Here is a 21341-nt window from a genome sequence, read left to right as displayed (position 1 = left end):
CGTTATTACCTTGCTTCAATCCAAAAGATCAAAGCCGGGTAGGAATTGATATGTAATACTTATATGTACTACACGCTTTGTATGTATCTATATTTTCTTATAACTATGTCAATGATCTCTTTGTTTTATAGCTTCAAACCGAAACGCTTATCGTTCTAAAGCGGGTACAAAAGTAATAGACTTATATATACAATCCAAATCTTTTGAGAAGTTTTTTTCACAGTACCAATTCAAAAAAAGTGCAAATATCAAATTTACACCTACTTAAGGATAGAAAATAATTTCAAGATATTTTTCGGCAGACGAATCAACAGCCATTATTTTCAATTCACGATCCTATCTCTTAGCAAAAGATTATAGATTAATTCACATACAACAAGATCTGAACATCCTCAATGCATCTAAATAAATAAGATCCAAGAATCACTTTTTTAATGATTGACAACACATTTCACTATAGGTTTATAATCATAAAATTGTATTTTTGTTCATCATCTCAAACTCTTTCAATAAAACAACAATGACAAAACTCTATAAAATTCTAGGATTGCTGTTAATTACATGTAGTATTATACAAATTGGATTTGCCCAGAACAAAAGAACAGTAGTACCGAACTTATATAAAAACGCAGATCAAGTAAAAATGCAAGCTTGGGTCGATTCTGTTTTCAACACAATGACTCTCGACGAACGTATAGGACAACTTATAACTGTAATTACCTATGGAAGCGAACCCCATCGTCAAGAGATATTGAATTGGGTAGAAAAGCAACATGCAGGAGGAATTATTTTTCTGAAAGGAACACCCGAAGAGCAGGTTAATATTACAAATGCAGCTCAGGCCCAATCTAAAATTCCATTACTGATCTCAATAGACGGGGAATGGGGACTAGCAATGCGCTTATCCAATACTCCTCGTTTCCCCAAGAACATGATGCTTGGAGCTATACAAAACGATTCCCTACTCTATTACTATGGGAATGAAGTCGCACGACAATGTCGAAGAATGGGAATACATATCAATTATGCTCCAACAATGGACGTAAACAGTGACCCGAACAATCCTGTGATCGGGATTCGATCTTATGGAGAAGATCCGCTGAACGTAACTCGAAAAGGCATTATGTATGCCAAAGGCCTTGAAGATGGAAAAGTTCTTTCTAGTACAAAACATTTTCCCGGACATGGAAATACCTCTGTAGACTCTCATTATGCACTGCCGCTTATCAGCGACAACATAGAACGTCTTAAAGAAGCAGATCTCGTACCTTTCAAAGCATATATTGACTCTGGCCTTTCGGCCGTAATGGTGGGCCACCTGAATATTCCTGCATTAGATCCTATCAAGCAGCCATCATCATTATCAAAAGCAATAGTTACCGATTTCTTAAAAGATGAGCTTGGATTCTCAGGTCTTACTTTTACAGACGGGCTAGCTATGAAAGGCGTATCGGATGAAAAAGATCATTGTGTAAGAGCTTTGTTAGCTGGAAATGATATATTATTAGGACCAATCAACCCACAACGACAATTCAGTGCTATAAAAAAAGCAGTTGAAGATAATGTCTTAACCGAAGAGATCATCAATAACAAGTGCCGTAAAATATTAGCATACAAATTTATTCTTGATGTAACCAAAGATAAGATAGAAACCGAAAATCTTATAAAAGACATCAACATCCCATATGCAGAGTATCTCAATCGAGAACTGAATGCAAAAGCTATCACACTACTTAGAAATAAAAATGAGATTATTCCAGTCAAACAGATTAACAAACGTAAGGTTGCAGCAATCTCAATCGGTTCTAAAAATGGGAATTCTTTTCATTCATCGTTAAAAAAATATGGCGATATAACATGCTTCAACGTCAGTGATGGAAGTGATCTCCTTTCTCTGAAGAATAAGCTCAATGAATTTAACACCCTAATAATATCAGTTCATACTACCAAAGGCAATTCAAACACCGCTATCGAAAGAGTTATAGAAGGCAAGGAGTCTATTCTTACATTCTTCACGATCCCATATCGTATGAGTGCATACAAAACATCTATCGAAAAATCGCAAGCATTAGTCCTAGCATACGAAGACACGCAATATGCTCAAGAATATGCTGCACAATCGATATTTGGCGGAATTGACATTAATGCGAAAATTCCGGTATCCGTAAAAGACTTGTTTAAAGTTGGCGATGGAATAGACACATACAAAACACGCTTAGGATACAATTCTCCTGAGGCTATAGGACTTAACAGCCAAATACTTGACAGTATAGAATTCATCGTCAATGAAGGAATTGAAGAAAAAGCATTCCCTGGTTGTCAAGTATTAGTTGCCAAAGATGGCGTTGTTGTCTATAGTAAAGCTTTTGGCAAGTTCAAATATAAATCGGACGATGAAATTACTGATGAAGTAATTTACGACATTGCATCTATGACTAAGGGCATAGCAACTACACCAGCCGTTATGAGCCTATATGATAAAAAAAAAATCCTGCTCAATAATACATTTAGCCAATACATACCCCAACTAAAGAATACTGACAAAAAAGCTATAACAATCCGCGACGCTCTACTTCACGAAAGTCGGCTAACAGCCTATATACCTTATTACAGAAAAGCAATTAACGATTCGACCTACGAAGGTACCCTCTTCAAGAGATATAGAGGTGGTGACTACACTATTAAATTTGACGACAATACATGGGTAAACAAGCATTTCAAGTTTAAAGAAGACCTTGTTTCATCGAAACCCAAAGCAGGATTTAATCAGATAGCCGATCACATGTACATAAACAAAGCTTACCGAGACACCATTATTCAAGCAATAGCAGATTCAAAACTACTCAAAAGAAAAGTATATCGATATAGCTGCCTGAACTTTATACTACTAAAAGAGGTAGTTGAAAATATAACGAAAACCGATTTAAATACTTTCTTACAAGATAGTTTCTATCGGCCCCTCGGAATGGATAGAACTACATTCAACCCTTTATACAAGTTTGAAAAAGATGAAATCGTCCCCACTGAAAAGGACGATTTTTTACGAAAACAACTTTTACAAGGCTATGTACACGACGAGGGTGCAGCATTTATGGGAGGTATAAGCGGTAATGCAGGATTATTTTCGAATGCAAATGATATTGCCAAATTATGCCAAATGCTACTCAACAAAGGAGTCTATGGCGGAGAGGAATACATCTCAGATAAGACTGTCGAATTATTTACTAAAACTCGCAGTACCATATCGCGTCGAGCTCTAGGCTTTGATGCTACAGAAACGCGTTCAGCCAAATCAAGCCCTACGAGCCCCAGCTCTCCGAATTCGACATATGGCCATACGGGTTTTACTGGAACTTGTTTCTGGATTGACCCTGATAATAATTTGATTTATATTTTCTTATCCAATAGAATTTATCCGGATAGAACTCATAAAAAGCTAATGTCGCTAGATATACGATCACGAATTCAGGAAACTATATATCAAGCAATGAAAAAATGAAAAAACTATACTCTATTATATTTCTAATTACAGTCTGTATTTCAATATTCTCTCAATCGAAATTAGAGAAGGAGTTGATTGAAGCCGGTATGGTCGAGGTACAGTCACAAGTTCCTGAAGCATGGGTAGAACTAAAATACGCGACAACAGATAATTTCACTAGAAGTATTCTATACAAGGATCTAAACCGCGCATATCTACATCCCCTCGCAATAGAAAAGCTTAAAAAAGCAGTATCTATTCTTAGGAGGATTGCACCTGAATTATCAATATTGATCTACGACGCTGCGCGCCCACAAAGCGTGCAATACAAAATGTATGAATCTGTACGTAATACTCCTTACGCCATCTATGTAGCCGAACCAAATAGAACGGGCCTACACAATTATGGCATGGCTTTGGATGTTACCCTTTGCGATCAGTATGGAAGACCTTTAGACATGGGAACTCCTTTCGATTTCTTTGGAAAAGCTGCCAGCATACGAAACGAAGATAGTTTGATTGCTCAAGGCTTATTAAACCAAGAACAAGTAAAAAACCGCAGATTATTACGTAAGATAATGACAGAAGCCGGCTTCCTTACAGTCAAGGGCGAATGGTGGCATTTTAACGCTATTTCTCTACAAGAAGCCAGAGCGAATTATCAGCTACTCAAATAACTAAAAAGATAGACAAGTATTCTAATCTTCGAAGTAGTCGTCGTGATAATAAGAGCTTTTCTTCTTCAAATAATAAGTCTTATCTCCATAATAACGCGATGTCCCGTAATAACCTTCACGACCTTTTACATCATTAAAGACTAATGCTACATTTTGTACGTCGTCATATTTGACCTGACCAATAACGCTTTTGAAAAATGATTTATTAGTCTTAGCTCGGCGAATTACAAATAATGACGTATCTACTATTTTAGCCAAGATATAAGCATCCGAAACTAATCCAATCGGACTACAGTCGATAATTACATAGTCATATTGCTCACGGAGATGCTCGATAAGCTTCTTCGTTTTTTCTGTTTTTATCAATTCACTCGGATTAGGAGGGAGTGTTCCTGCAGGAATAATATCAAATCCATAACTAGGATGTGACATAATTATTTGATCAAGCTCAACCTGACCAATCAGATAATTCGAGACTCCCTTTGCTGTAGTAGGCAATTTCAAAGTCTTTGACACTGATGGACGACGCAAGTCTAAGTCCAGCAGAAGCACCTTTTTGCCCATCAACTGATATACTGAAGCAATATTAGTAGCTACAAATGTCTTCCCATCTGCAGGTTCGGTAGAGGTTATAAGCACCGCAACATGACTGTCTTTTTTAGCCATATACTCAATTCGAACTCTCATATTTCGGAACGACTCAGCAAAGCTCGACTTTGGGTAATTTTTAACCAAGGTAATACCTTTGCTTATTTTCTTTGAGACATTCTCTATTGTTCCAATTACCGGGAAACCGGAAATTCGTTCACACTCCTCTTTCGTTGAAACTGTAAAATTGAGTATTTCCTCTTTAAGAACAACAAAAATAAGAGGGATCAGACATCCTAATAGAATATAATAAGAATACTCTTTAGAGGCTGATCCAGAGTTTATAACTCCAGAGGTCATCCTTGGATTCTCCAATATGAAGTTATCAGGAGTATTAGATGCTCTTTGAATCTGTGCCTCATATCTACGCTGAGTCAAGTAATTCAGGTAAACTTCATTAAGGTTATATTCTCGTTGATGTTTTACCAAAATTCGCTCTTGAGGAGGAAGGCTATCAATTGCAGCTTCCAGTTCTGCATAAACAACCTTAGCTCTCTCTTTTTCTTTTACAAAGTTCGATTGAACAAGTCGCAACTCGGCCAAAATAAGTTCTCTTTGATCATTCAGCTCCGAGACTACCTTCTCGAATGTCGGATTTTTTACCCCAACGTATTCTGACCGTTTAAGCATTTCGTTATAATCTCTTACGTAACGGCTAAGCCTAGGTTCATTGACACCATACATAGATGGATCAATTATCTCTTCGTTTGCCTTGAGTGACGTTAACACGCGATCAGTTACCACCAAGATTGAACGCTCTTTGATATCCTGAGCTTCACGACTTTTATCTGCCTCACGTATCTGTCTGCGAAGAGATTGTGATGTTACCTCATACACACCAGTATTACGCTGAAAATCATCTAATGCGATGCGTGAAGACTCTAACGAGTCGCCAATAATTAACAATTGCTTGTCAATAAAATCAATCGTCAAATCTGCTTGAAAATTCTTTAGCGACAAGTTATAATCCTGGTATTCAGCAAGGAACTCATTCATAAATTCCAGATCTTTATTTACTTCACTGGAAGTCATAGTTAGCGAAAACGCTGTTGATTCATTAAGTATTAAACTACAGCCTATACGTCCAGCATACGAGTTAATCAATTGATCTTTTGTCAGAAAACTAAATTTAAATTCATAAAAATCCTTCTCGTAACTATCTGACTTTACAAACTTAACTTTAAACCATTCTGTTTCAATTATCTTATTATATGGTACTGCTATAGAGAAAGAGGAAGCTTGATCTGCTCCTTCTATGTATACTTGGCAATGATTATCATCAACCGATGCTACAGTATACACTCTGCCATAAGCTCCGGGCTTCAATTCGATAACATCAACAACGACAGGCGAATAACCATATATTCCTGACTGCTTAAAATGTGTCTTCCGAAAATAATTTACTCGCATTCGTTCAGGCAAACGTCCGACTGTCTTTTCAACCATTCCTCGCGACTCCAAAACAATTCTTTGATTATTCGTATTACGTAAAATTGTCCCCAAAGGAACTGCACCTGCTACAGGGCTTACATTACCCCTATCCTCCAACATCATTATTGCTCCAATACGATAATATGGAATCCATCCCTTAGTGCTTAGATTCGCAAAAATGATACAAATAACTATAGAAATTGCAAATAAATACCAGTACTTCAGTATACGATAAAACCAAAGCACAAAATCGAAAGATATCGAAGTTTTACTTTTAATTTCCTCAAAATACGGATCGTTTATATTAGGTATATTGTTGTTAGTTCGCATTCGTTATCTACATTAAAAGTTAATCTAATCTCAGCCTAGTAACCATTAATAAGAAAGTTACAGGGGTTAAGATTGTTGTAAAGAAAGAAGACAATGATGTTATGCTAAAGAATGACTTTTTGCTTGTAGGAAAATAAAGCATATCATTTGGCATCATATAGTAAAATTCTGATTGCACTACATCTTTTGTTCGCAGGTCAAAAGATCGTATTTCTGTTGTACCATCATCGTTTTTACGCAATACCTTTACATCTCTAAAATCCAGAGAAATATTTGCTCCCAATCCTATCTGAGTTATTGCTTCGTAAATTGTCATATTCTCTTTATAAATCGCAAACCTTCCTCGCACAGCTCCTCTATCCGACAAAACATAGAATGCATTATTATAGAGGCTCAAACTGACAATCGCATCAGTAATAGATTCTCTCATTTTTGCCTGAATTATTTCTTCGGCTTCTTCAATAGTATATCCAAGTATATCTACTTCGCCAAAAAAAGGCAATAATATCTTACCATTTTTATGAATTTGGTATACATTTCGCTGCATGACACTATTAGCTCCAGCTACTCTCCCTGCATTTTGGGCTTCATTTGTCACTGCATTTCCTTGAATAATACTGCTAAAAACCGATCTAAAGTTAACATCTCGAGTAGATATTTCACATTTAACCAAGTCATTCACAGCCAACTTATAGGGTTTAAAAGCCTGTTTTTCATAGGGAATATTAATTGATTGCAAATAGTTTGTTTCTTCACTCGTGATGCAGGAAGAAAACAATGAGGTCAAGATTGACATCATTAAAAAGACTTTGATAATTTTCATTCCTTTCATATCTAAAATAGTCTAACCAACATTAACACAAGACCAATCACTCCAGTAATGACACCTATAGAACTGCCTAGATTCGTTCCATTACCGACGAATACCTTCTTAGATTTAGCAACATAAACAACATCATTTGGCTGGATATAAAAGAATTCGCTATCAACAATATCTTTCGTACGAATATCAAATTCTTTGATAACTGAACCATCTTTTGTTTGGCGAAGAATAGTAACTTTCTTACGATCACCTGCCAAATTTGGAACAGTAGTCATAGCCATCACCTCATAGATCGTCATAATTGGTTTAGGCATAGCAATTCTAGTTGTTCCCATTTCTCCCAATAAAGAGATATACATATTGTTCAATACAACTGTAGCTGTAACGCCTTCTCCTATTGCTTCAAATTTCTGTGTGAGCAATGTACCGATTTCAAATAATGTCAAATCTTCAACATATACTTTCCCTAAATATGGAATTTTAATTGTCCCATCCTGTCTGATATTTAGAACACCACCATCAGCAAATGCGCCCAATTCATCATTGAGAGTTCCGTACAAAGAAAAAATCTTTATACGAAGCTGGTCACCTGCAATCACTCTATAGTCTGGCTCGGGAGCTGGCTTATAATCCTTAGGTATATTTTGTAAAAAGTTTGTGTCACGAGTTGTTGTACACGAACTGATAAAACTAACCAAGATAAGCAATAGGAATATTATCTTATTTACTTTCATCGAATTTTGTGTTATTTATTTCTGAACAGCCTTAGTCCTATAATGGCATCCAACTTTCCCTTTGATCATGTTATTCAATTTCGACTTAATCAACTGTTTACGTATAGGCGAAATATGATCGATAAAAAGGACACCCTCTATATGATCATATTCGTGTTGAATACAGCGAGCAAAGAAATCGTCGTACACTTCGTCATATTCAACGAAATTTTCGTCAAGATATTGAATGCGGATTATACTCTCTCTTTCTACTGATTCAGACAATCCGGGAAGGCTCAAACATCCTTCGTTCATTTTGACAAGATCCCCCTTACTTTCAATGATCTGAGGATTGATAAATACTTTTTTGAAGCCTGCATATTTGGGATCATCTTCAGCCAATGGCTCTAGATCAACCACAAACAATCTCAAGTCTAATCCCACTTGAGGAGCTGCAAGTCCGATGCCTTCAGCATTATACATTGTTTCAAACATATTGGCTATCAATTCATCCAATTTAGGATAATCTTTATCTAGTTCTCTCGTCTCTTTTCTCAATACAGGCTGCCCGTAAAGATATATAGGTAGTATCATATATAATTTTCAATATTTAAAATTTCATTCTTAAGCTTTCCATATAGCTTTGCAGGATTATCGTAGCACTTACCTCATCTACCAAAGCTTTATTCTGTCTATCTTTCTTTTTCAGTCCACTGTCTATGATTGCTTGTTGTGCCATCACCGACGTAAACCGTTCATCGTAAAGTTCAATTTTCATATTAGGATAGATTGTTTGTAGTTTCTTCACAAAAGGACGAATATTCTTCATATTCTCTGACTCTTGATTATTCATCTGTTTTGGAAGACCTACAATAATACATTCTACCTTTTCTTGTGCCAAATATGTTTTTAAAAACTCAAATATTTTATGCGTTGGAACTGTCGTCAGCCCATTTGCAATTATTTGAAGCGGATCCGATACGGCTATACCCGTACGTTTTGTCCCATAATCGATAGCCAATAATCGTCCCATATTAGCGAACAAAGGTAGATAAAATATGCTATATTGCATTATCAATAAGCAAATAACGTTAAAGTTTTCTTATTATTTTACAAGAAACAGCAATAATCTTTTTTATTCGAGTCTACGACTATTCGTTTTAGTCATTCGCGTCCACTATGAGCACGAATTCCATCTTCCTCTTATTTTCGACAAAAAAAGACCGACTAAATATTTAGTCGGTCTTTTTTACATGTACGATATTGATTATTTATGCAATGTGAACAAAAACTCTAATCCGGCTCCTACTCTATTCTTCGCTTGTATTTCTCCTCGATGTACCAGAACCGCATTTCGCACTATAGCTAAGCCTAGACCCGAAGCACCGCTTTCTCTTGTACGTCCTTCATCGCCACGATAGAATCTTTCGAAGATTCGAGGGAGTAATTTCTCATCAATCCCTTTGCCCGTATCAAAGTATGAGAAGTAAACAAACTTTTCATCTTCAAGATAGTTACTTATATTAATAACTGTTGAATCCCCAGCATAATTGATCGAATTATCAATCATATTACGGAATATCGAATAGATCAATCCATGATTACCTTTAATCTTCAAGTCGGGTCTGACCGACACATTCAATTTTATATTATTCTGTTCAATTTTGTCAGCTAAATCAATTCGAACTTCAGATATAATATCAGACAGATTAACCTCCTCGAAAGTAAAACGAGAAAGAGGCTCTTCAATCTTGCTCAGCAGGCTTACATCATCAATTAAATTTGAAAGACGAATCGATTGTATGTAGGCTCTATCAGTAAATTGTTTCCGTTTTTCTTCCGACAACTCTGTCCCTGCAAGTGTCTCAAGATAACCACGCAAACTTGTTACTGGAGTGCGAAGTTCGTGTGCAATGTTGTTAGTCATTTCCTGCTTTATCAAGCGTGTTTTTTCAGCTTGAGTTATATCGCGAATGGAAACTTCGAAAGTCTTATCTTCATATATAACCGTCTGAATAACAAACGAACGACCATTCTTGTTAATCTGGAATACATTCTGGCTCTTTTTCCGATCAGTAGTGTCAACAAAGTCTGTTACAGGCTTAAAAATTTCTTCCCGGAATAAGATATTAGCATCCAAAGCAGGATCATCAATCAACAGATTTAAGTATTGCAGAAAATGTGAATTACAGAATTGCTGCTTCTTTTCGCTCGAAAATATAGCAAACCCTTCGGCCGAATACTTGAAGTGTCGAATCAGTTTTTCGCGTTCAACTTCCAGCTGTTTTTTATCTTTTTCACGCTGCTTAAAGATCTCCACCAATTCATTACCAATAGCTCCCAGTTCGTCTTCCGGAAAATCAATTTCTTTTGGAAGCGGTGTGTTATTTTTTACCAGAGAAGAAAAATGCTTCAATTCTGTTATTGATTTACCAAATCTACTAACCGCGTAATTCAGTAGTAAAAGGACCAAAAGGAACAAGCCAACAACAACATATATAAACATATTGTCAGCTTTCAACAGATTCTGGACTTCAATATTGTAAGGTAAAGCCATTCGAACGAAGCTATCTTCATATGATTTAGCATAATAGAGAAACTCTTGCTGCACAGAAGTAGACATCCTTATATCACTACCCTGACCTTGATACTGCGCACGCAGAATTTCGGGACGATTGCTGTGATTCTCTAAAGTAGACACATCGGCTACTTCGCGATCAAAGACAACTGTTCCATCGGGCTTTAGTATTGTTACACGTGCTCCTTCGGGAAGCACATCGATCAGCTCATGAATTTGAGACATATTTGTATCATTCAGATGATACTTTTTTACATAATTATGCACTATATCGGCATAATCATCCAGCTCGTTCTCCAGGGCTTGTGTCTTATATCTTATTTCTTCTTTTTGTTCAACATAGACTATCAAGGCCGAGAAAGCAGCAAAAATAATCAGAAAAGAAAAAAACACACGTTTCTTATAACTCAGCTTCATCGCAATACTTTATTATTAATCTTTACGTACAAAACCATATCCATAACCCGTACGATTTACAATACAGTCTCCGTAAGGTCCTATTTTCTTTCTCAATCGGGCAATATGCACATCAACTGTACGATCTACTACAATACCTCTATTACCCCATGCTCTGTTCAATATATCCGTCCGCGAGAAAAACCGTCCTTCGTCCTGCAACAACATCAATAGTATATTATATTCAGTCTTTGTCAATTCTATTGATTGTCCATTCACTGCTACAGTCTGATTCAGAAGGTCAACTTCTAAACCATCTACCTTGATCTTATCTTCTTTTTCGCTTGCAGCTATAGCAACACGTTTAAGAATACTTTTTACGCGAGCGATGACTTCTTTTATCGAGAATGGCTTTGAGATATAATCATCACCACCTATAGAGAATCCCGTAAGCATATCGTTTTCGGTATCTTTTGCCGTGAGAAATATAATCGGGATATTATTCCCTGATTTTCTCAGATGATCTGCAAATTTAAAACCCGACATACCTCCCATCATCACATCCAACAAAATCAGTTGATGTTTGTCTGACAACATTTTCGAAGCCTCCTCTGCCGAACGTGCCGCATCTACTTCATATCCTTCGTTCTCGAGATTAAATTCAAGAATTTCACGGATATCAACTTCGTCGTCAACCACAAGAATTGATATTTTATCAGTCGTTATCTGCATGCCTTATATCTTTTCCATCTGTCATATATATAGTCGATTCGGCTATATTAGTAGCACTGTCGCCTATACGTTCCAGATTATGAGTTATTGTTTCTATATTAACGATTGCACGTAAATCTTCTTCGGTTACCTGTTTACCTGCAAATTCTTTCTGAAGCCAATTTTTCAATTGATGATACAACTCATCAACTTTATCATCTTCTTTTAGTACTTCGTAAGCCAATTTAGAATCTTCATTGCTGAATGAGATAATTGCATTTTGAAGCATCTCTGATGTATATTTCAGCATTTTGGCTATGCCCTTTTTCACTTCAGCAAACTGCCTAGCATCCAAATCGGTTTCTCGAATATAAGCAATAATATTTAAGCACATATCACCTATTCGTTCCAAATTTGTAGTAATATCCTGATAAGTTATTATTTGACGCAAATCACTTGCCTTAGGAGTAAAACGGAATATGGCGAAAACAATCTCTTCACGAACCTTCAATTCCAGACGATCAATTATTATTTCATTTGCCTGAGATTCTTCAATCAGAGATTCTATATTTTTATTTTCCAGCAATTTCGATACAATCTGGAGTTGTAACAAAGCTGTTTTTGATAGCAACTCGAAATCATTCATCAGAATCTGAAGTTGCTTACGTTTCATATTTATAGTCATTGTATCTTGTTTTAATGTTTCTTATAATATTATCCAAATACACCTGTCAAATAATCCTCCGTACGTTTGTCTTTCGGTTTTGTAAACATCTGTTTCGTTGAATCATACTCGATTAAATGCCCCAAATACATAAACATCGACTTATCCGAGATGCGGGCAGCCTGCGACATATTGTGCGTAACAATAACAATTGTGTATTGTTCTTTCAGTTCCAGAATCAATTCCTCGATACGATTTGTCGAAATCGGGTCAAGAGCTGATGTAGGTTCATCCATAAGCAATACCTCAGGTTTCAAAGCCAAAGCACGAGCAATACACAAACGTTGCTGCTGACCTCCCGACAAAAAAGTTCCCTTCTTGTTAATCGAATCTTTCACCTCATCCCAAAGTGCTACGCTACGCAAGCTATTTTCTACGACTTCATCGCGTTCTGTTTTACCTAACTTGATTCCGTTTAATTTATACCCTGCAATGACATTATCATAGATACTCATTGTAGGGAATGGATTAGGACGTTGAAAAACCATTCCAGCCAAGCGACGTACCTTCATTGGATTCATTTTGAATACATCCTCTCCCTTCAGAAGTATTTCTCCGGTAGTTTTTATAGTTGGGTAAAGATCGTGCATACGATTAATCGCACGCAACAATGTACTTTTTCCACAACCAGAAGGTCCCATAATAGCCGTTACCGAATTTGCCTCAATAGCGGCAGTTACTCCCTCTACAGCTTTTTTCTCGGGATTGTATGCAACTGATACATCTTTCAGTTCCAATATATAATTTGAATTTATTGTATTTTCCATTTTTTAGCGATGCTTTTAGCAAAAATATTAACTCCTAAAACTATTATTAACAACAACAGTGATGTTGACCATACAAGATCGGCCAGATTCGGATCGTTGTAAAACTCCCAAATCAAGAGCGAAAGTGCACTTGTAGGATGCGTAAGATCCCAGCTGACTATCGATGCACCAAGCACAGTAACCATCAGTGGCGCAGTTTCGCCCATCACCCTTGAGATTGCCAATAGTGATCCGGTGAATAAGCCTCCGAAAGCCGAAGGAAGCAATATCCGAATGACTACCGATGTATACGAACCGCCCAATGCAAGCCCAGCTTCTTTTAACGACGCGGGAAGCATCTTCAAGCTTTCTTCGGTAGATCTGATAATCATTGGCAACATCATAATAGCCAGAGCTACACTACCCGCTAAGGCAGAATATGTATGCATAGGTACTACTACCCAAATATACACAATTACCCCGATAACTATTGAAGGTATTCCTTGCAATAAATCGGATAAACTACGTACAAAAGATGCCATTTTCTTGGTGGGATTTTCTGCCAGATAAATACCTGTAAGTATTCCGATCGGAATAGCAATTACAATTGCTGCCGCTAATATCAGGGCGGTACCTGTTATCCCATTCAATATACCTCCCGGAATAGGACTATCGGTCATACGTGCTACCATAGCATCCATCGATGTAGGTGACACCTCAGTAAACAAAGCAACATTGAATTGCTTGTATCCTTTCTTGAATAGCTCCCAAAGGATAAGGAACAACGGTATCATCACTATACCCGAAAAACCACATACGGCATAGAAGAATAAATTATTCTTCGCCAAACGATATCGTGTACTCGAGAAAAATGACTTTTTCATTTATTGATAATTTTCATTATATACTTAGCTACGAAATTGATAGAAGCCGTTATCAAAAACAACAACAATCCGATAGCCATCAGTGAACTTAATTTCATTCCGCTTGCCTCGCCAAACTGATTGGCAATGATACTTGCCATAGTATTACCCGTATCGGACAAAGAAGTGGCAATATTGTTGGTATTACCAATCAACATTGTAACGGCCATTGTTTCGCCTAATGCACGACCGAAAGCCAAAATGTACGCAGCGAAAATCCCCGACCCTGCAACTGGAAGACTTATCGAACGGATAACCTCCTGATTCGTTGCTCCCAGACTATAGGCACCCTCTTTTAAATCATTTGGTACCATCGAAATAAACTCGGTACTCAACGACGATGCGTATGGAATGATCATTATTGCCAACACGATTGAAGCTAACAATACACCAAATCCCTGATCATTGATTCCCATATCTACTATGATTGGTCGCAGTGCATAAAACCCCCACAAACCATAAACAATAGAGGGTATTCCAGCCAAAAGATCGACAACAGAACTAACTATTGTCGAAATCTTCTTATTTCGGAAATACTCTCCATTGAATAATGCAATGGATAATGAAAAAGGTATACAGAATATCAGTGCCAGAATGGCTGTCAGCATAGTCCCGCTAATAAAAGGCAAGGCACCATATTGATCGTTACGAGCATCCCACGCATCTGATGTAATGAAGTTAAACACTCCAAACTCACCAAGAGCAGCAGTACTCTGGCTAATTAATCCGTATACAATGCCTGCCGTGAGCAATATGATCAGGCAGGCTGCTAAGAATAAAATTCCTTTAAATATCTTGTCTTTCATTACTCGCTATTAGAGCATTGTTCCTTATTAGTTTTGTGAAACGGGTTGTCCGTTATATTGGATCGAGTTTACCACCGCTTTTGTCTTTTCAAGGGCTATACCCTTAAGAGGAGAATAATGTGTTTTGGCTGCTAAATCTTGACCTTGTTCGCCGATCATAAAGTTGAGCAAACTAACCAAGCTCTTCGCTTGTTCTTGTGTACGATCGTTGTACGCTTGCTCTTTGTATAGGATAATCCATGTAAAAGTACTGATTGGATATGCTTCAGGATTATCTGAGTCTGTAATCATTGTACATGTATTGTCTGGAATCTCTACGTTTGCGGCAGCAGATATCGAATTATTATTTGCTTCGATAAAGTTTCCTGATTTATTCTGCAACTTAGCTACTTTCAGACTTAGTGCAAACGCATATTCTGATCCTATATAACCAATAGACCCTTCAGTTTCAGCTACTATACCAGCTACACCGGGATTTCCTTTAGCAGCTACTCCGACTGAGAAATTAAGAGATTTCCCACGACCAAGATCAACCGACCACAAGCTATCAGCTTTTGTCATATAATCCGAGAATACATAAGTTGTACCACTACCATCCGAACGATAAACCGGAGTTATAGCTTTATCAGGCAATACAACACCTGGATTTATTGATGCTAATTTCACATCGTTCCATTTTGTGATCTTGCCTCTGAATATGTCTGAAATAACTTCAGCTGTTAGATTTAAATTATCTATTCCTTCTAGTTTATATGAAAGAACAACAGCACCTAGTGCAGTTGGAACATGCAATACCTCTGCTCCCATTTCAGATCTTTCTTCTTCCGATAAGAACACATCAGTTGCTCCGAAATCAGCCGTTTTATCTTTCAAGCTTCTGATTCCTCCGCCACTACCAATTGCTCCGTAAGTAACATCTATTGCAGAGGTTTTAGTAAATTCTTTGAATGCTAAATTATAATATGGTGCAGGAAAAGTAGCCCCGGCTCCAGATATCTTTGGCGATTGATTTCCACATGATGTAAGCATTGCAACAGCCGCAAGCGATAACAGTAATATTTTCTTCATAGTTTTGTCTTATTAAAAATCTACTGCAATATTACGCAACGCTTGTAACAGGATAATTACACCCCTGTTACGTTTTTGTTAAGAAAGGTAGAGCATTTATTATCTCATTGATAATATGACAATAACACAGATCAATCCCACTCTGGATCCAGACTGGATCTACGACTGCGCTCCTCGTATTTAAGGTCTTGTAGCATTTGCGAACTAGCACTCAATTTCACATAGAAGAAGTTTCCTGATGGAGAAAAGTTCGCCGAAAGATTCCAACAATGCAAGTCTCTCGATATTGATATATTAGGTATAATAAATCTCTTATTATCAAAGTCATAATCGGCACTGAAAGAGAGATTCCAATTCTTGGTCGGCTGTATTTGACCACTCAGCCCGAAATTATGTACAAGCTTACGTTTATATTCCATATTTTTGAGATCGATCCTATTCATGTCTTGAGTCAAACGCATACCATAGTTGAAGTTTACGTTCCACTTAATCTCATTCTTCAGATAGCCATCATCATCATATTCTCCTTCATCCTCGGTTTTACGCTGTAGCAAGCTTCCACTCCTTTCACCGCCAGAAGAGTTACCTGATTCGGAACTATCCCGATTTTGATTTTTATTATTCTTATCCTTATTATCTCCTTTACCAAACCATTTCTTGAATGTATCTTGGTTTATAGAAGGACTTATCGAATAACTTGTACTTATAAGACGTCCAAATCCTTTTCCATTTGATATTCGCAATTTATCAACTTGTCTCAGCCTTGTGATTTGTCCATATTCATCCTTCACTCCTTCATACAAATACGGATCGAACTGACCACTCAGAGCTACAGTCAACGACTTACTCAGCTTCAGACGCATATTCACTCCAATATTACTCAACTTAAAGGAATCGGCAGCCATATTATAACTAAAATTGACTCCTAGATCATCAATCAAACTAATCTTTTTCAGAGAGTCGTTTGCTGTTCTAATTTTCATCTCCAAGTTATTCTTGAATGAAAAGTTGATCGAACTTTGCTTACCTCGGGGTGCAGTTCCGAAAATATTCCTCGAATAAGGTGAATAAATATTCTGAAATTCGTTTCGATGCCCATATTCATCAAAATAGTTTATAGGCTCGTAAGCCCCATATTTGGGATCTCCAAAATCAGGTTGATAAGAAAAACTTATCGATGGACTAAAGACGTGACGTATACGATCAATTTTATTTTTCAAGAATAATGGAGTATACATACCATATACTTTTGTCTCGAAAGATAAGTTAAAGTTAAAATCATACACGCGATTAAATCCGGTTACCGTATCTGTTTGAGCGATTTTACCTTCCCTTCTATCGTAATGATAATTTACTTTTTGCGTATACCAACGTTCTGTATAATTGAAAGATGGAGTAATGTTCAAATAGTTGAGTACACTAAATGTTGCACCAATCGGAATATTATGTTTGATACCATTTTGCCAGTCTTTACGAATATCTGATTTGAAAAGGCTGTCTTCTTTTGTTCTGATACTGTTTCTGATATTGGCTGTATAGCCCATGTATATTTTTTCGTACCAACGTTCTTCTCCAACAGCACTCTTACGCTTGAACGGATATATACGGCTCATCGACACATTGACATCAGGCAAAGTTAACGAAACCATTTCGGTACTTTGTTGCTGATTTACACTCATCGAAGCCGATATGGTCCAAGGAGTGTTCGGTATTTTCTGAGTTATATTCACACTCGAACTTTTTTGATCTTCAGTATAGTTCGGTGTTCCTAACATATTCAGTTGATTACGGTTATATGCGCTACTCGAATACTGCACATTAGCCGATATCGTACGATACATATTTGCCTTAGGGTCTTGCGAGTGTGACCAATTTAGACGTATCGATTTAGTAACTGACTGATCTACACCTTTATCACCATACTTAGAATACTGATAACCAAAATCAACATTACCGCTATACTTGTACATTTTTTTGTATGACGAACGGGCATTCACTCCCCAAGATCCTTTAGTGTATATCTCTCCAGTTAATCGTAAATCAACATGATCATTAATTGCAAAGTAATATCCTCCATCGTGCAAAGCGAAACCTCTGTCAAAGTCATCTACAAACGAAGGAAGAATAACCCCTGAAGAGTATTTCTTAGTAAACGGGAAGAAACCGAAAGGAACTCCCAGAAACGGGATTGGCAAGTCTTCAATAACTAAGTATCCTGGTCCAAAGACTACATTCTTTCCCGGAGTAACTTTAGCTTTAGTCATCTTGAAATAGAAATGCGGATGATCGTGATGGTCACAAGTCGTGTATTTACCATTCGTCATAAAGAATGAATTGTCCGGATTCTTTTTCGATTCTCCAGCTACAACATAACCTTCACCTTGTTCGGTCACAGTATGACGAGTAAATCCTTTTCCAGTCTTGAAGTTATATTTCATCTCTTTCGACTCGTAGGTAGTACCTTCCTGATCGAAAATCGGATAACCAAATTCTTGTCCGGCTGTATCCAAACCAAAGGAAGCCCAAACCAAGCTGCTATCCATGTTCAGGATCATTCGCTCTGCTTTAAGATTCAGGTTTGTATAATATACTTCGCTGGCACCATACAAATATCCCCAGTTTCCGGATTCGAAAATAATCGAGTCATTCGCTTTAAAATCAACGGTAGCATCAAGTCCCGATTTCTTTTTCTTAGTAGTATCCGAAAGTAGGCTATCAACAGGTAAGCTATCAACGGGCAACGCTAACGAATCGGGATCAACAATAGTTGAATCCAGCGTAAGCGAATCAGTTAGTTTGGGTAGAAGTGTATCTTTCAGTAGCGATTTGATCTGCGATATATGCATATACGAAGGCCTCGCCGCCCAGAAAGGCGTTGAAAACAAAAGGAGCGCAAAGGCACATAATAAGACTCTAGATCTACGCATTATAAATGACCCAATGTAATATTGTGACCAATTTTTGGTGCAAAACTAATCATTTATAAGTTAAAAGAAGGCATAGCTCATTGAAAAAAAGGGAAAATACATCCTATTTTTTCGTATCTTTCGTTTCTTTAACAATATAATATCGTACAAGTTGCCGTAAATAAATTCGATCTCATGAAAAAACTCACTCTTATTTGTTGTGCAATAATCTTATGCGTAATATCCATCTCGGCTCAGAAATTCGAAGAACACTTCACGAATAATGCGCTTCGCATCGACTATATATTTTCTGGAGACAACGAGTCTAAAGAAGTCGCGCTAAGCGGACTTATACAATTACCTCAATGGAGCGGACGAAAGCATAACTTATCTGAACTTTACCTCAGTGGGAACGGCCAAATATCTGTGTACGATTTGGCATCCAACAAATGTATCTATCGTGATGCGTTCAGCACCCTATTCCAAGAATGGCAAACGACCGATGAAGCTAAAAAGCTCAAGCGCAGCTTCGAAAACACATACTTGGTTCCATTTCCAAAACAAAAAGTAAGAGTGGAGATTAGCTTCCGCGACAGAAAAGGCAATTACAACAAAGCCTTTTCGCACGAAGTGGATCCAACAGATATACTTATCAAAAAACAAGGACTACGAAATACTGTTCCATATAGATATATCCACAAAGCCGACAGCAGTTTATATTCGCCTATAAATGTTGCTATAGTAGCCGAAGGGTATACCAAGAAGGACATGCAGCTCTTTTACAAGCATGCCCGAACAGCGGTTTCGGAAATCATTGCACACACCCCGTTTAAGAAATTTGCAGATCGTTTCAATTTCATCGCAATCGAAACAGCATCTACTCAATCGGGCGTAAGTGTTCCTAGGGAAAATAAATGGCAACAAACAGCATTTAGTTCTCACTTCGACACATTCTATTCCGATCGCTATCTAACCACTTCACATGTCTTCGATCTTCACGATGCTATTGCCGGTATTCCGTATGCACATATTATCATTCTTGCAAAGACTGACGTATATGGTGGAGGAGGAATATTCAATGCTTATACACTAACGACCACCGGACACCGAGGTTTCAAGCCTGTAGTAGTGCACGAGTTTGGACATAGCTTTGCTGGTCTGGGAGATGAATACTTCTACGAGAGCGATGTACTGGACGCAACATACACTACAAACATCGAGCCTTGGGAGAAGAACATCACATCTTTAGTCAATTTCAAAGATAAATGGGAAAACCTCTTAATGAAAGGAACTCCCATACCGACACATACTGACGAAAACTCTGTAAAAAAATACCCTATAGGTGTTTTCGAAGGTGCAGGCTACTTATCGAAAGGAATGTACAGATCGTCAATAGACTGTCGCATGCACACCAACACCTGCGACGACTTCTGTCCGGCATGTCAAAAAGTGATCGAAGAGATTATAAAATTTTATACCGAACAAAAATAATAGCACTAAGATTTTCTTTATAAAAAGAAAACAGCTATTTTTGTCGCTCTGAATTTGAATTGTAAACTGTTATAATAAAATAAATTAATCGATAAAATGTCGTCTAATAAAAAGAAAGAAGCGGAGCTTCGCGGAGAAAAAGAATGGGAAAGCATCGATAATGCTGTGATTAAATCACAAAGCTTTCTTGAAAAATACAGCAACTATATCTTTGGCGCTATAGGTGTATTTGTGATCATCGCATGCGGTTATCTTGCATACCAACACTTCTACGTAGGACCAAAAACCAAGGATGCACAAAACGCAATAGCACAAGGTCAAATCTATTACGAATCAGGACTAGACTCGCTTGCTTTGTTCGGAGACGCTAACGGATACATCGGATTCGAAAAAGTAGCAAAAGAATACAGCTCAACAAGCACTGGAAATCTGGCTAACGCATATGCAGGTATCTGCTACGCTCGTATGGGCAACTATGCAAAAGCTCTTGATTTCTTGAAATCATACAGCTCAAGCGGCGACGAAGTAATCTCATACATGGTACAAGGTACAATCGGCGATTGCCTTCGTGCTGACGGAAAAGCTGGTGAAGCAATCTCATATTATGAGAAGGCTGCGAAATCGTTAGATAACTTTATCCACAGCCCACTATTCTACCAAAAAGCTGCAAACATTTATCGCGAGCAAGGTAAATACGATAAAGTGATCGAAATATACACATTGATCAAAGATCAGTATATGAATTCGCCAGTAGCTATGGAAGCTGACAAATATATCGAAGAAGCAAACCTACTAAAAGCAGGTAAATAAGCGATCCATTCGAAATTATATGAAGAGGTTACTCAAACGAGTAGCCTCTTTTTCATTTTTATTGTATATTTATGCTGCT

General features: G+C 37.4%; 17 protein-coding genes. 4 read left to right on the top strand and 13 right to left on the bottom strand.

Features of this window, described 5'->3' with window-relative positions; all coding sequences use genetic code 11:
• Window positions 1-520 precede the first annotated feature (520 nt).
• Together C1A06_RS03610 and C1A06_RS03605 are read left to right on the top strand one after the other, a co-directional pair.
• A complete protein-coding gene (locus C1A06_RS03610; RefSeq protein ID WP_101688857.1) occupies window positions 521-3499 on the top strand; it encodes a serine hydrolase domain-containing protein in 2979 nt (992 codons plus the stop codon).
• Window positions 3496-4158, top strand: a complete 663-nt coding sequence (locus C1A06_RS03605) for a M15 family metallopeptidase (RefSeq protein WP_101688856.1) — start codon at window positions 3496-3498, stop codon at window positions 4156-4158. The genes C1A06_RS03610 and C1A06_RS03605 overlap by 4 nt, the downstream gene beginning before the upstream one ends.
• 21 nt (window positions 4159-4179) lie before the next feature.
• Here C1A06_RS03605 and C1A06_RS03600 read toward each other — a convergent pair whose 3' ends face one another.
• The 13 genes from C1A06_RS03600 to C1A06_RS03540 all read right to left on the bottom strand — a co-directional run bounded on the left by C1A06_RS03600 (window position 4180) and on the right by C1A06_RS03540 (window position 18901).
• Window positions 4180-6567, bottom strand: coding sequence for a polysaccharide biosynthesis tyrosine autokinase (locus C1A06_RS03600; RefSeq protein ID WP_101688855.1), 2388 nt, complete (start codon window positions 6565-6567; stop codon window positions 4180-4182).
• Window positions 6568-6586: 19 nt separating this feature from the next.
• On the bottom strand, window positions 6587-7399 hold the full coding sequence (locus C1A06_RS03595; RefSeq protein WP_101688854.1) for a polysaccharide biosynthesis/export family protein: 813 nt from the start codon (window positions 7397-7399) through the stop codon (window positions 6587-6589).
• A gap of 2 nt (window positions 7400-7401) precedes the next feature.
• Entirely contained in the window at window positions 7402-8124 is a 723-nt protein-coding gene (locus C1A06_RS03590) for a polysaccharide biosynthesis/export family protein (protein WP_101688853.1), read from the bottom strand.
• Window positions 8125-8139: 15 nt separating this feature from the next.
• On the bottom strand, window positions 8140-8697 hold the full coding sequence (def, locus tag C1A06_RS03585; RefSeq protein WP_101688852.1) for a peptide deformylase: 558 nt from the start codon (window positions 8695-8697) through the stop codon (window positions 8140-8142).
• A 16-nt stretch (window positions 8698-8713) separates the two neighbouring features.
• Complete coding sequence (ruvX, locus tag C1A06_RS03580; protein ID WP_101688851.1) at window positions 8714-9136, bottom strand: Holliday junction resolvase RuvX; 423 nt, start codon at window positions 9134-9136, stop codon at window positions 8714-8716.
• Between the two features lie 234 nt (window positions 9137-9370).
• A complete protein-coding gene (gene phoR / locus C1A06_RS03575; RefSeq protein WP_101688850.1) occupies window positions 9371-11098 on the bottom strand; it encodes a sensor histidine kinase in 1728 nt (575 codons plus the stop codon).
• 15 nt (window positions 11099-11113) lie between these two features.
• Window positions 11114-11809, bottom strand: coding sequence for a two-component system response regulator PhoB (phoB, locus tag C1A06_RS03570; protein ID WP_101688849.1), 696 nt, complete (start codon window positions 11807-11809; stop codon window positions 11114-11116).
• Entirely contained in the window at window positions 11793-12461 is a 669-nt protein-coding gene (phoU, locus tag C1A06_RS03565; RefSeq protein WP_245871996.1) for a phosphate signaling complex protein PhoU, read from the bottom strand. The genes phoB and phoU overlap by 17 nt, the downstream gene beginning before the upstream one ends.
• A gap of 41 nt (window positions 12462-12502) precedes the next feature.
• Window positions 12503-13279 carry a phosphate ABC transporter ATP-binding protein PstB gene (gene pstB / locus C1A06_RS03560; RefSeq protein ID WP_101688847.1) on the bottom strand — a complete coding sequence of 259 codons (777 nt, stop codon included), beginning with the start codon at window positions 13277-13279 and terminating at the stop codon, window positions 12503-12505.
• Complete coding sequence (gene pstA, locus C1A06_RS03555; RefSeq protein ID WP_101688846.1) at window positions 13264-14142, bottom strand: phosphate ABC transporter permease PstA; 879 nt, start codon at window positions 14140-14142, stop codon at window positions 13264-13266. Before pstA ends, pstB begins: the two co-directional genes overlap by 16 nt.
• The gene (gene pstC / locus C1A06_RS03550) at window positions 14139-14987 is read right to left on the bottom strand and encodes a phosphate ABC transporter permease subunit PstC (RefSeq protein WP_101688845.1); all 849 of its coding nucleotides are present in this window, start codon (window positions 14985-14987) and stop codon (window positions 14139-14141) included. Before pstC ends, pstA begins: the two co-directional genes overlap by 4 nt.
• 27 nt (window positions 14988-15014) lie before the next feature.
• Window positions 15015-16055 carry a phosphate ABC transporter substrate-binding protein PstS gene (gene pstS / locus C1A06_RS03545; protein WP_101688844.1) on the bottom strand — a complete coding sequence of 347 codons (1041 nt, stop codon included), beginning with the start codon at window positions 16053-16055 and terminating at the stop codon, window positions 15015-15017.
• A 131-nt stretch (window positions 16056-16186) separates the two neighbouring features.
• Window positions 16187-18901 carry a putative LPS assembly protein LptD gene (locus C1A06_RS03540; protein ID WP_245871995.1) on the bottom strand — a complete coding sequence of 905 codons (2715 nt, stop codon included), beginning with the start codon at window positions 18899-18901 and terminating at the stop codon, window positions 16187-16189.
• A 255-nt stretch (window positions 18902-19156) separates the two neighbouring features.
• On the opposite strand from C1A06_RS03540, the gene C1A06_RS03535 reads away from it, so the two are divergent.
• Window positions 19157-20452 carry a M64 family metallopeptidase gene (locus tag C1A06_RS03535; RefSeq protein ID WP_101688842.1) on the top strand — a complete coding sequence of 432 codons (1296 nt, stop codon included), beginning with the start codon at window positions 19157-19159 and terminating at the stop codon, window positions 20450-20452.
• 96 nt (window positions 20453-20548) lie between these two features.
• On the top strand, window positions 20549-21262 hold the full coding sequence (locus tag C1A06_RS03530) for a tetratricopeptide repeat protein (RefSeq protein ID WP_101688841.1): 714 nt from the start codon (window positions 20549-20551) through the stop codon (window positions 21260-21262).
• Window positions 21263-21341 lie beyond the last annotated feature (79 nt).

This window comes from Dysgonomonas massiliensis, from assembly GCF_900240225.1.
Taxonomy (GTDB): Bacteria; Bacteroidota; Bacteroidia; order Bacteroidales; family Dysgonomonadaceae; genus Dysgonomonas; species Dysgonomonas massiliensis.
The sequence above is the reverse complement of the archived record's forward strand: the minus strand, read 5'-3'. Positions and strand labels throughout refer to the sequence as shown.